Raw genomic sequence first — 11816 nt, forward strand, 5'->3', positions numbered from 1 at the left:
GATGATACGGCTATGGCTCGAAGTCGCACCGCGCCGAGCCCTCCTAGCCTCTTAATTTGGATTCTTGCCCAGCCTCGTCGGGCAAATCAGAACGATCTTTCCGCCCGTCCCGCCTCACTGAAGAGGGACGCTTCGCGGTCGTCACGAACGTGGAGGCGGGATGCGGTGGACGCGACGTGGCGCAGCGGGCCCTGGTGCCCGCGGACGAACGTCATGGCGCGGACGGTCAAGTCGCATGGTCCTGACATCCCGATGCTGATGCCAAGCTGGCCGATGATCGCCAGTGACGGGGGCAAGACAGCCCGGTCCCCGGGGAGAATGCGAAGCAGCCGTTAAAACCATTGCGCAGGGAGGGCCGGGTCTTGTCCGGCTGAACCTGTGGTACCTGCCGCCTGCATTTTTTTCCGCAGGCGGGCCACGGGCCTCAGTCGGGGCCCGGCCTTCCCTGCGCCCTCTGATAGGAGAGGGCGAGAAAGAAGATCAATGCTCGGACGCGAAACGCGGGCGCGAGGATGATGAACTGTGTCTATGAGGATGACCGGCTGCGCTGACAAACTCCGCCGTCGTCCCGGGCAAGCCGCACCAACGCGCATGCGTTGGTGTGGCGCCGACCCGGGACCCATACTCCCAGGAGCAAATGTGAGGCAGGCTGGAGCGACCGGATGTGCCAACCACGACGTGCGGTGGCTATGGATCCCGGCGTCCGCCGGGATGACACTGAATGCGAGGCGGCGCTGTCCCAACTCATTCCTACAACGGCGCCTGCCCATATTCGCGGTTGGCGAGGCTGGCCTCCTCCAGATCCAGGTCGCGTTCGATGCGGCGGCGGGTTTCGTCGGTGATCTTGCCGTCGCGGAGCATGACGTGAATGGTCTTGCGTTCGACGCCGATCAGCTCCCGCGTCAGCTCGATGCCGAGCGCGGAGGCGTCGTAGTCGTCGGGGTTCAGGGTTTCCGGCAACTGGTTGGCGCGCACCTCGTGGCGGGCGCGCAGCAGCCGCACCACCTCCTCGGACAGCTCGCGGTCATTGGTCATCGTCTCCAGCGAATTCAGCGCCCGATCGAGCACCTCGCGCCGGGCCGCGATCTCCTGCTCGTGCTCGCGCACATGCTCGGCGCGGCCTTCCTGGCCGAGCCCGAGCCCGCGCACGACCAGCGGCAGGGTCAGGCCGAGTCCGATCAGCGTGAAGAAGATCACGCCAAAGGCGACGAACAGGATCTCGTCGCGATAGGGAAACGCATCGCCGGTCGACAATGTCAGCGGCAGCGCCAGCGCGGTCGCGAGCGAGACCGTGCCGCGCACGCCGGTGAAGCCGATGATGAAGGTCTGCTGCCAGGGCGGCAGCGGATCGCGGGCCCGCAACGAAGGACTCAGCACGCGCGGCAGGATGGTCGCGGGGAAGGTCCAGGCGAAGCGCGCGATCACGACGATGGCGACCACCAGCGCGGTGGCGATCATGATCTCGTCGAGCGGGAATGCCTTCGACTTCTCGTAGATCAGCCGCATCTGGAAGCCGGTCAGCAGGAACAGCATGCCCTCGATCAGGTAGACCACGAGGTCCCAGAAGAACACGCCCTGCAGCCGGGTCGCGGAGGAGATCCACAGCGGGCCGTTCCAACTCATGTAGAGGCCGCAGGCCACCGTCGCGATCACGCCGGAGCCGCCGACATGCTCGGGAATCCAATAAGCGAGATAGGGCGTCAGCAGCGACAGCGTGATCTCGACCTGCGGATCCCTGGAATAATGCCGGGCGCGCAGCATCAGCCAGCCGACGCCGATGCCGAACGCGATCTCTCCGACGACGATCGCGGCGAATTCGCCGGCGGCGACGGGAAAGGAAAACGTGCCGGTCATGATCGCCGCCACCGCGAAGCGGTACAGGATCAGCGCCGTGGCGTCATTGGCGAGGCCCTCGCCTTCGAGGATCACCATCACCCGGCGCGGCAGATGCAGCCGGCGGGCGATGGCGAGCGGCGCCACCACATCCGGCGGCGCGACGATGGCGCCGAGCAGGAAGCCGAGGCTCCAGGGCAGGCCGAGCAGGACGTGAGTTGCCGTCGCCACCAGCGTTGCGGTGAAGATCACGCAGCCCACGGCCAGCAGCACGATCGGCCGCAGATTGCGCTTGAACTCGCGCCAGCTCATCGCGACGCTGGAGGAGTAGATCAGCGGCGGCAGCACCACGAGCAGCACGAGTTCGGGCGGCAGTGCAAAGGCCGGCATCGTCGGCACGAAGGCCAGCGCGATGCCGGCCAGCATCAGCAGGATCGCCGGCGCCAGGTTGGCACGCCGCGCGATCAGGGCGGTTCCCGCCAGCACGGCCAGCAGGATCAGGAATATTTGAAAATGCTCTTCCATTGCGGACAGCCTGGCGCCGGTGCGCCGGGCTCAGTCCCGGAGGTCGTAGCGATAGGATTTCGACACGATCTGCCAGCCGTCCTTCAGCTTCATCGCCACGAGATAATCGGTAAAATAGCGCGGCGGCAGCTGGCAGCGCACCTTGATGAAGGCGGTCTTGTCGTCGGACCGGTCGATGGTGACGATGAAGTCCTCGCGCGGCTTGCCCTCGCCCTTGGCAGAGGGACGCTTGCGCACCCAGGCGAGCCAGTCCGGCACCGTCAGGACCTTGAGCTCGCCGTTCTCGACCCAGCGCAGGTCGGCGGTGGGATGGAACACCGCGCCGAGCTTGTCGGCGTCGCCCTCATAGAGCGCATCGAAATAGCCCTGCACCACGGCTTCCACGCTCGAACGATCTGTGCTCACGGCCATCTCCCTGGAACCCGGACAAACAAGCATCGCATTCTCGATGCAAATCCGGACTTGGCAAGCCATGAACTGCGGCCGATGCTCCCTCGACAGAAATATCGTGGCCGACGCGGGTTCTCCGGGAACAACGGCTGCGTGATCCCGATCACAAGGCGAGCGGGCTTTCATCTGGTAGGCAGAGCCGGCAGATTTCCCAGGGCTATGGGGTAAGACGATGTCGTGGTCAGTTCGATTGGGCGGTTTCCTCCTGGCGGCAGCGCTATTGCTCGCTGGCCACCCCGCGCTCGCCGAGAAGCGGGTGGCGCTCGTCATCGGTAATTCCGCCTATCAGAACGTGCCGCAGCTGACGAACCCGGCCAATGACGGCGCGGTGATGACCCAGACGTTCAAGAATGCCGGGTTCGATGTGGTCGACTACCGCCGCGACCTCACCGCGCGGGAGACGCGCAGGGCGTTGCGCGATTTCGCCGACGCGGCCCGCGATGCCGACATTGCCGTGGTCTATTATGCCGGCCACGGCATGGAGGTCGAAGGCTCCAACTATCTGATCCCGATCGATGCCCGGCTCGAGCGCGACACCGACGTCTATGACGAGACCTTGTCGCTCGACCGCATCCTGGTCGCCGTCGAGCCCGCCAAGAAGCTGCGGCTGGTCATTCTCGATGCCTGCCGCGACAATCCCTTCACCCGCAACATGCAGCGGACGGTGGCGACCCGCAGCCTCGGCCGCGGCCTTGCCAAGGTCGAGCCGACCAGCCCGAACACGCTGATTGCCTATTCGGCCAAGGCCGGCTCCACCGCGCAGGACGGCGACGGCAGGAACTCGCCCTTTACGCTGGCGCTGTCGCGGCACATCGCGACCCCCGGTCTCGATGTCCGCAAGGCGTTCGGCTTCGTGCGCGACGAGGTGCTGAAGTCCACGAGCAACCGCCAGGAGCCGTTCGTGTACGGCTCGCTCGGCGGCGAGGACGTGCCGCTGGTGCCCGGCGTGCCGCGCGTCGTCACGCAGATGCCGGTCGCGCCCGCCCCGAGCCCGCAGGCCGACATCCGCCGCGACTACGAGCTGGCGATGCAGGTCGGCAACAAGGGCGCGCTGAATGCCTTCCTGGCGCAGTATCCCGACGGCTTCTATGCGAGCCTCGCCAAGCTGCAGCTCGAAAAGCTGACCGCGGAGGAAAATCGCGCTGCCGCCGCCGAGAGGGCCCGCGTGACCGAGGCCGAACGGGCCCGTCTCGCGGCGGAGGGGGCCCGCAAGGACACGCTCGCCAAGGCGGAGGCCGAGGCCAAGGCGGCCGAGCAGGCGCGGCTCGCAGCCGAAAAGGCCAATCAGCTGGCGCAGCAGCAGGCCGCCGAGGCCGAGAAGAAACGCCAGGAGCAGCCGCTCGCAGCGGCTGACAATCCGCGCGCCGCGACCTCGCCGGCCGCAGCTCCGCCGCAGGGGCCGCAGGTGGCCTCGCTGACGCCGGCGTCGCAGCCCGCCGATCTGACCAAGTCTGTCCAGCTCGAGCTGCGCCGCGTCGGCTGTCTCACCGAGGAGGCCGACGGCGATTGGGGCTCGGCCTCGCGCCGCTCGCTGTCGCAGTTCAACCGCTATGCCGGCACCAAGCTCGACACCCAGTCTGCGTCGGCCGATGCGCTCGAGGCGATCAAGCTCAAGCAGGCGCGCGTCTGCCCGCTGGTCTGCCAGCACGGCTTCAAATCGGACGGCGACCGCTGCAGCCGCATCGTCTGTGCCGAGGGCTCGTTCGTGAACGACGACAACGAATGCGAGAAGCGGCGCGACAAGAAGCCGGTCGCCAAGCGCGGTCAGGACGACGAGGACATGCCGTCGCGCCGCCGCGCCCGAGCCGCGCCGGAGCCCGGCATGCCGTTGTCCTCTCCCGGGGTGGGGGTTGGCGTTGGCATCGGTGTCGGTGGCGGTGGTCTCGGCGTCGGCATCGGCGCAGCTCCCGGCTACGCCAAGCCGCAGACCCAGGCCACTCGGCCGTCGAAGTCCTCCGGCCAGATCTATTGCGATGCCTATCTCTGCCGCGCGGTCAGGCCCGGCTGCCGGCTCGAATATCGCGGCGGCGGCGGCCCCGCCAACAATGCCAGCGTCGAGGTGTGCAATTGATCAGGACGAGATCGCGCTCGCGGCGATGTTGACCATCAGGGCGACCAGGGCGGTGTTGTAGACGAACGAGATGATGCCGTGAACGGTCGCGGTGCGGCGGATGATCTTGTCGGTGATGCCGACGTCGGAGACCTGCGCGGTCATGCCGATGATGAAGGAGAAGTAGACGAAGTCCCAATAGTCGGCGGGCTGCTGTTCGTCGCCGCTCGGGAATTGCAGGCCGCCGGGCTTGGCGCCGCGGTAGTAGTCATGGGCATAGTGCAGGGCGAAGGTGGTATGCACCGCGGCCCAGGACAGCGAGACCGTGAGCAGCGCCAGGGTCAGCGCCGGCGCGTCGCGCTTGGAGGCGCCGAGCTCGAACACGATGGCGGCGATGCTGGCGAAGGCGCCGAGCGCGGTGACCATCAGGATCACGAAGCGGCCGTCGTCCTGCATGATCGCCTTGCGGCGGATGTGATGATGCTCGCTGCGCAACATCATCACCGCGACCAGCACCAGGTAGAGCGCGGCGAAGACGTCCCAGCTGATCAGAAGCCGCGTGATCAGCCGCAGCGCGGAGGGCAGCAGGAAGAAAGCGGCGACCGCGAGGCCCAGCGACGCGAAGGTACGGGGCCTCGCATAGACGATCCGCAAGGCCGTCGGCAGCCGTGTGAAACGGGCGAGGGCCGGATCGTCAGGATGGACGCCGGCCAATGCCTCGCCTCAGCTCTTGCGCTCGGCGACGAAGTGGGCGGCGGCACGCAGCACGTCGCCCTTGGCGCCGAAGATCGACAGCGCGGCGTCGCCGCGGGCGAGGAGGTCGCGGACGCGCTGCTTGGCGCCCTCGATGCCGAGCTGGGTGACGAAGGTGGTCTTGCCGAGCTCGGCGTCGGCGCCAGCGGGCTTGCCGAGCGTGGCGGCATCGCCCTCGACGTCGAGCAGGTCGTCGGCGATCTGGAAGGCTTCGCCGAGGGCGCGGCCGTAGTCGTCGAGCGCCTGGTACTCGGCCGCCGAGGCCTGGCCGAGCAGGGCGCCCGCGATGCAGCCGAAGCGGAGCAGCGCACCGGTCTTCATCTGCTGGACGCGGGCGACGTCGACCGGGCCGCTGTCGCCGAACCGGCCCTCGCCCGCGAGGTCGAGGATCTGGCCGCCGGCCATGCCGCCGACCCCGGCGCAGCGCGCCAGCGCCCGGGTCAAAGCGAGGCGAACCCCGGCGTCGGGATGGATCTCGTCGCGGGTGATGATGTCGAAGGCGATGGTCAAGAGCGCGTCGCCGGCCAGGATCGCGGTGGCGTCGTCATAGGCCTTGTGCAGGGTCGGACGTCCCCGGCGGAGATCCGAATTGTCCATCGCCGGCAGGTCGTCATGAATGAGGGAGTAGCAGTGGATGCATTCCAGCGCGGCGCCGGCCATCAGCGCGCCCCGGCGCGGCACGCCGAACACGGCGGCGCTCTCGACCACAAGGAAAGGACGCAGCCGCTTGCCGCCGCCAAGGCTCGAGTAGCGCATCGATTCGATCAGCCGCTTCGGCCGGACGATCTCGTCGGCCATCGGCGCATCGGACAGGAGCTCCCCGAGCAGCGCTTCGGTCTCCTCCGCGGTCTTGTCCAGGCGTTGGGTGAAGTCGGTGGCCGTCGCAGTCATTTAAGAAGAGCTCCAGGGGGGCGAAATTCGCCGGACAATCGTTGATGGCGGCGACTTCGTCAATTGCCGGGACCGTGGCGGCTTTCGGCCGCAACGGTAGCAAAAAGCGTCAAAAAAAGCAGGAAACCTTACGGAGATGTCGGATACTCCCGCCCAATTGCCCGCCGATGCGGCGGTCCCAACCGAGCGGCGCCTGCCCTTGCGTACCGTCAGAACCATCCTGGTGATCGTCGTGCTGGTGCTGCTCGTGCCCTACGCGCTGACGCCGTTCTATGCCGTGGGTCACCCGGTCTCGACCCTGATGCTCTGGCGGACGGTCACCGGCCAGCCGGTGACACGGCACTGGATCGACCTGTCGGCGATGTCGCCCTACCTGCCGCGTTCGGTGGTGGCGGCGGAGGATGCCAAATTCTGCAGCCATCACGGCATCGATTGGGGTGCGCTGCGCGAGGTCATGGACGATGCCGAGGATGGCGAAGTCAGCCGTGGCGGCTCGACCATCACCCAGCAGGTCGCCAAGAACCTGTTCCTGTGGCAGGGCCGCAGCTACGTCCGCAAGGCATTGGAGCTGCCGCTGGCGCTGTGGATCGACCTCGTCCTCAGCAAGCGGCGCATTCTGGAGATCTATCTCAACATCGCCGAGCTCGGCCCCTCCGGCCAGTTCGGGGTCGAGGCCGGGGCGAATTATGCGTTCAACCGCTCCGCGGCCGGCCTGGGCCCGCGCGAGGCGGCGCTGATGGCCTCGATCCTGCCCAATCCCGTCCGGCGCAGCGCCCGGACGCCCGGGTCCGGCGTGCGGCGGCTATCGGCGACCTACATGGTACGGGCTCAGGCCGCCAGCCTGCAGACCTGCTGGGGAGACCGACGTTGAGGCTCGGCGGGCGCGAATTTTGGCCAAAAATGCCTCGGAGAGCCCTAGCCATCGCGGACCCCTTCCTCTATAAGCGCGGCCTTGATCGGCATCCCGGCTCGCCAGCTTCTTGGCTGCAGCCGTCCCTTTGCGGACGATGCCTTCCGAATACCCCTAGAGGATACCGATATGGCCGTCCCCAGAAGAAAAACTTCGCCGTCGCGCCGCGGCATGCGCCGCTCGGCCGACGCCATCAAGAAGCCGACCTATGTCGAGGACAAGGACTCCGGCGAGCTGCGTCGTCCGCACCACCTGGACCTGAAGACCGGCATGTACAAGGGCCGCCAGGTTCTGAAGAAGAAAGACGCCTGATCGTCCGCGGGCAGCGTTTGAGGCTGCCCGAATTCGGCCATTGATGAGGTTGAAATCGGTCCCGTGCGATTGATTCGCCGGGACCGATGCGCATGGATCATGCGCGACGCTCTTCGTTGATTCGTCGGACACCATTGATTTCGCGCCGAGCCTCGACCGGCGCCATCCAAGGCTTCAACCGATGTCCATGGTCGGTTTCCCGCTGCTGCTGATCCCGCTGGCGATCTACAACATGATCGTCTTCCTGATGCCGGGGGTCGCGTTCAGCGAGACGCTGCTGCGCCTGCAGCTCCCGTCAGGGGAGGTCTGGACGATCTCGCTTGGCGACATGCTGCTTTCGCTCGGCGTGCTGCTGCTGCTGCTCGAAATCATCAAGGCGGCCAAGCCGAACGGCAAATATCTGACCGACCACCTGCTGTCGCTGCTGGTGTTCGGCGGCGCCGCGGCTGAGTTCGTGATGTGGCAGAAGTTCGGGAACTCGACCTTCCTGCTGCTGACCCTGCTGGCAATGGTGGACTTCTTTGGCGGCATCGCCCTGCGTACCAAGCGCGCCGCCCGCGCCGCCGTGGCAGCACCTGCTCCGATGCCGGCGCCGGCCGATGAACACGTCCCCGAGCCCGAGCTGATCGAAGAGCCGGCCAAGGAGCCTGCTCCCGTGGAGGTTCAGCCGACGGACGCTGCCGCCGCACCTGCCCCCCTGGTCGAGGAGCCCACCGACGCCGTGCCGGCGGCGGCTTCGGTCGCCGAATCGGTGCTGCTCGATCGCTCGGTGCCCCCGCCGGCTCCTGCCGTCGAGCCGAAAGTGACCGCCCCCGAGCTGCACGCCGAGGTCGCAGGCGCAAATGGCCGGGATCCCCTCAAGACAGACCCGCCGAAGGCCTGACAGGTCGCAAGCGCCGGATCAGATGACCTGCCGTGTCCGGGGGCTGGCACTCGTGACCGGATGAAGCCTCGCCGCATAGGCATTGTGGACGTCGGCCGGCGCGGCGCGGCGCAGCATGCGCGTCTGCGGCAGCTGCTCGGCGGTGGCAATCAGATGAGCGATGAAGCCGGCGTCGGGGCGGGCGGCGCGGCTGACATGCCCTCGGCGGTCGCGGCTCGTTGCCGACGACAGCGGCACCAGCGAGCAGGACATCTGCTCGGCGCCGTCCCGGCCGTCCTCGTGATCGATCGTTAACATCGTCCCACCACATCCGGCGCGCTCGTCTCGTTATGGGACGCCGGAGCCTTTCACCCTTCGACCTCGCAAGGGCAATGCCGCGCCCGGCCGGCCAGGTCCCTTCCGATCGAAAGATGGTTGATGCGCTTCTGACGCACGCCCGTGACCTCGGCATGCTCTCCGTTAACCAGAGATGCGTAGTCTGATTCGCGAAGTCCGCTGCCGCCGCTCGCACGGGTAGGCGTCGGCTGTCCTTGACATCGACGCCGGTCCACGCCGGCTTGTTCCGAAACGAGGCGATCTTGACATCCGATTTGCCGCAGACCTCGATGATCCTGGCGTCCCTGGGCCAAGCAGCCTTCGTCTGGGATCTCGCGAGCGACGTGATCGTCTGGAGCGATCATGTCGGCGCCGTGTTTGCCGACGTGCCGCTGCCGCAGCTCTGCAACGGCACCGAGTTCGGCAAGCTGATCGAGCCCGACCGCAGCATCCGCCTGGAGGTCATGCGTCAGGCGACGCCGCTTCATGGTGCCGCCGGCACGCCCTACCGGATCGAATATGGCGTGCGGACCCACGCCGGCGCGCCGTTGATCTGGGTCGAGGAGACCGGTTGCTGGTTCGCAGGCTCCGACGGCCGGCCCTCGCGCGCCCAGGGCATCGTGCGGATCAACAACGAGCGGCATGCCCGCGAGGAGCAGCTGCTCAAGCTGTCGCGCCACGATCCGCTGACCGGCGAACTGAACCGCACCCATCTGCTGGCCACGTTGGCCGAGGTCATCGAGGAGTCGCAGCGCTTCCGCTTCGCCTGCGCCTTCATGCTGGTGGGCATCGATCACCTCGCGCGCATCAACGACGCGTTCGGTTTCGATGTCGCCGACGGCGTGGTGCTGGAAATTGCCCAGCGCATCCGCTCACGGCTGCGTGGCGGCGACTCGTTGGGGCGCTTCTCGGGCAACAAATTCGGGCTGATCCTCAAGAACTGCACGATGGACGACATGAACGTCGCCGCCGAGCGCTTCCTGGCGACCGTTCGCGATGAGGTGGTGCCGACCAAATCCGGGCCGGTGGCCGTGACTGCGACGATCGGCGCGGTCAGCGTGCCGCGTCATGCCCGCTCGGTCGAGGAAGCGGTCAACCGCGCCCATGAGACGCTCGATGCGGCCAAGCGGCGTCGCATCGGCTCGTTCTCGATCTGGCGGCCGAATGTCGAACGCGACGCGCAGCGTAAGGTCAACATCCGCGTCACCGACGAGATCGTCACCGCGCTCAACGAGCGGCGCATCGTCACGGCGTTCGAGCCGGTGGTGAACGCCCACACGCTGGCGCCCGCCTTCTACGAATGCCTGGTGCGGATGCGGCAGGATGACGGCCGCGCGTTGCTGGCGCCGGACGTCGTGCCGGTCGCCGAGCGCCTCGGCCTGATTCGGCTGGTCGATCACCGCATCCTCGAGCTCGTCGTCGCCGAGCTCGCGAGCACCCCGAACGTGACCTTGAGCCTGAACATTTCGCCGGAGACCACCATGGATCCGGACTGGTGGGCCTCGATCGAATCCATGATGCGCGCCCATTCGGGCGTTGCCGAGCGCCTGATCGTGGAGATCACCGAGACGGTCGAGATCCAGGACATCGACGATCTCCGCGGCTTTGTGACGCGGCTGAAGGATCTCGGCAGCAGGATCGCGATCGACGATTTCGGCGCCGGGCACACCTCGTTCCGCAACCTGCGCAAGCTGGGCGTCGACATCGTCAAGATCGACGGCGCGTTCGTGCAGAATCTCGTCCGCTCGGCCGATGATCGCGCTTTTGTGCAGACGCTGGTCGAGCTCGCGCGGCGGCTGCAGATCAAGACGGTGGCCGAATGGGTGCAGGATGAGGCGTCGGTCGCGCTGCTGCGGGACTGGGGCTGCGACTACATCCAGGGCCGGGTGATCGGCCTTGCGTCCGTCGAGCGGCCCTGGATCGAGAGCAGCAGAGTGGAGCTGCCGGCGGCGAGCTGATCGGCCGCCGGCTTGGCGCCGAACGCCTCAGCCTTGCTGGTCGTCCTTCTTCGGCTCCGACATGCGGTCGAGCCGGTCCTGCATGTCCTTCATCTGGCGGCGCAGGTCGTCGATGTTGTCATCGGGCGCGGCGGCGGCACCCGGCTCCGCGGCCTTCTCATCGGTGCGGACCGCTGCAGGTGCGAACGGCTTGAACATCGAGAAGGTCTGCTGAAACAGCTCCATGTTGCGGCGCACCTGCTCCTCCAGCGGCGCGAACGGCGTTCCGCTGAAGGTGTCCGCGATCTGCTTGCGGAACTTCTCCTGCTCGCGGGTCAGGGTATCGATCGACTGTTCGAGGTATTTGGGAACCACCATCTGCATGCTGTCGCCATAGAAGCGGATCAGCTGGCGCAGGAACGTGGTCGGCAGCAGGTTCTGGCCCGCTTTGTTCTCCTGCTCGAAGATGATCTGGGCGAGCACCGAGCGGGTGATGTCGTCACCGGTCTTGGCGTCGTAGACCAGGAAATCCTCCCCGTTCTTAACCATGGAGGCCAGATCCTCGAGGGTCACGTAGGTACTCGTCCCGGTATTGTAGAGCCGCCGGTTCGCGTATTTCTTGATGGTGGTGGGTTGGTCAGATTTCGCCATGAGCTCACACATGCAAACCGAGAACAGGGGAACCCGGCGGCGTCGCCGCAGGGCGAAGAGCTACGCAATGCAATAAGGTAATCACTTTCGAGCGAGTTCGGCTACGGTTTTGTGCGGAACGGTTAATTGGGCAGCAGAAATCTTGCTCAGGAAACGGCCAGACATCCCATTTTGAATGCGCCGCAACAGGAATTGCGGCTGCCGCCGATTGACATGTCGCAACGACGTTAACAGGATGACGGGCGAAGGTTGCGCACCGCCAATCCGGGGCTTGCGGACGGCCGGCACGACCGTGAACTGAAAAAT

General features: G+C 66.6%; 11 protein-coding genes. 5 read left to right on the top strand and 6 right to left on the bottom strand.

Translation table 11 applies throughout. From position 1 onward, the window contains the following. Positions 1-750 precede the first annotated feature (750 nt). Together QX108_RS29315 and QX108_RS29320 are read right to left on the bottom strand one after the other, a co-directional pair. A complete protein-coding gene (locus QX108_RS29315; protein WP_315723865.1) occupies positions 751-2358 on the bottom strand; it encodes a Na+/H+ antiporter in 1608 nt (535 codons plus the stop codon). 30 nt (positions 2359-2388) lie between these two features. After that, positions 2389-2763 (bottom strand): nuclear transport factor 2 family protein, encoded by a 375-nt coding sequence (locus QX108_RS29320; RefSeq protein ID WP_315723868.1) that lies wholly within the window; start codon positions 2761-2763, stop codon positions 2389-2391. Positions 2764-2980: 217 nt separating this feature from the next. Here QX108_RS29320 and QX108_RS29325 point away from each other — a divergent pair, with 217 nt between their 5' ends. Continuing rightward, positions 2981-4879, top strand: a complete 1899-nt coding sequence (locus QX108_RS29325; protein ID WP_315787636.1) for a caspase domain-containing protein — start codon at positions 2981-2983, stop codon at positions 4877-4879. Here the strand turns inward: QX108_RS29325 and QX108_RS29330 are convergent, their stop codons facing one another. Further along, positions 4880-5572 carry a DUF1345 domain-containing protein gene (locus tag QX108_RS29330; RefSeq protein WP_315723872.1) on the bottom strand — a complete coding sequence of 231 codons (693 nt, stop codon included), beginning with the start codon at positions 5570-5572 and terminating at the stop codon, positions 4880-4882. Positions 5573-5581: 9 nt separating this feature from the next. Then, positions 5582-6502 carry a polyprenyl synthetase family protein gene (locus QX108_RS29335; protein WP_172131461.1) on the bottom strand — a complete coding sequence of 307 codons (921 nt, stop codon included), beginning with the start codon at positions 6500-6502 and terminating at the stop codon, positions 5582-5584. A gap of 199 nt (positions 6503-6701) precedes the next feature. Here QX108_RS29335 and mtgA point away from each other — a divergent pair, with 199 nt between their 5' ends. The 3 genes from mtgA (at position 6702) to QX108_RS29350 (ending at position 8607) form a co-directional block, all read left to right on the top strand. After that, the gene (gene mtgA / locus QX108_RS29340; RefSeq protein WP_315787634.1) at positions 6702-7373 is read left to right on the top strand and encodes a monofunctional biosynthetic peptidoglycan transglycosylase; all 672 of its coding nucleotides are present in this window, start codon (positions 6702-6704) and stop codon (positions 7371-7373) included. Between the two features lie 168 nt (positions 7374-7541). Next, complete coding sequence (rpmF, locus tag QX108_RS29345; RefSeq protein WP_006610266.1) at positions 7542-7724, top strand: 50S ribosomal protein L32; 183 nt, start codon at positions 7542-7544, stop codon at positions 7722-7724. A gap of 181 nt (positions 7725-7905) precedes the next feature. Further along, positions 7906-8607: a hypothetical protein gene (locus tag QX108_RS29350; RefSeq protein WP_315787633.1), complete on the top strand. Its 702-nt coding sequence runs from the start codon at positions 7906-7908 to the stop codon at positions 8605-8607. 18 nt (positions 8608-8625) lie between these two features. Here the strand turns inward: QX108_RS29350 and QX108_RS29355 are convergent, their stop codons facing one another. Next, the gene (locus tag QX108_RS29355; protein ID WP_315787632.1) at positions 8626-8904 is read right to left on the bottom strand and encodes a hypothetical protein; all 279 of its coding nucleotides are present in this window, start codon (positions 8902-8904) and stop codon (positions 8626-8628) included. Positions 8905-9212: 308 nt separating this feature from the next. Between QX108_RS29355 and QX108_RS29360 the strand changes: the two genes are divergently transcribed. Continuing rightward, on the top strand, positions 9213-10880 hold the full coding sequence (locus QX108_RS29360; protein WP_315726572.1) for a bifunctional diguanylate cyclase/phosphodiesterase: 1668 nt from the start codon (positions 9213-9215) through the stop codon (positions 10878-10880). Positions 10881-10907: 27 nt separating this feature from the next. Here QX108_RS29360 and phaR read toward each other — a convergent pair whose 3' ends face one another. Beyond that, positions 10908-11510, bottom strand: a complete 603-nt coding sequence (gene phaR, locus QX108_RS29365; protein WP_315723881.1) for a polyhydroxyalkanoate synthesis repressor PhaR — start codon at positions 11508-11510, stop codon at positions 10908-10910. Between the last annotated feature and the right edge of the window lie 306 nt (positions 11511-11816).

Source organism: Bradyrhizobium sp. SZCCHNR1002 (assembly GCF_032381435.1).
GTDB classification, from domain to species: Bacteria; Pseudomonadota; Alphaproteobacteria; order Rhizobiales; family Xanthobacteraceae; genus Bradyrhizobium; species Bradyrhizobium aeschynomenes.

Excerpts from the sequence above, each read along its gene's own strand:
- QX108_RS29335 (WP_172131461.1), bottom strand. The coding sequence starts at position 6,502 with ATGACTGCGACGGCCACCGACTTCACCCAACGCCTGGACAAGACCGCG.
- QX108_RS29355 (WP_315787632.1), bottom strand. The coding sequence starts at position 8,904 with ATGTTAACGATCGATCACGAGGACGGCCGGGACGGCGCCGAGCAGATG.
- QX108_RS29360 (WP_315726572.1), top strand. The coding sequence starts at position 9,213 with ATGATCCTGGCGTCCCTGGGCCAAGCAGCCTTCGTCTGGGATCTCGCG.
- rpmF (WP_006610266.1), top strand. The coding sequence starts at position 7,542 with ATGGCCGTCCCCAGAAGAAAAACTTCGCCGTCGCGCCGCGGCATGCGC.
- QX108_RS29325 (WP_315787636.1), top strand. The coding sequence starts at position 2,981 with ATGTCGTGGTCAGTTCGATTGGGCGGTTTCCTCCTGGCGGCAGCGCTA.
- QX108_RS29315 (WP_315723865.1), bottom strand. The coding sequence starts at position 2,358 with ATGGAAGAGCATTTTCAAATATTCCTGATCCTGCTGGCCGTGCTGGCG.
- QX108_RS29350 (WP_315787633.1), top strand. The coding sequence starts at position 7,906 with ATGTCCATGGTCGGTTTCCCGCTGCTGCTGATCCCGCTGGCGATCTAC.
- phaR (WP_315723881.1), bottom strand. The coding sequence starts at position 11,510 with ATGGCGAAATCTGACCAACCCACCACCATCAAGAAATACGCGAACCGG.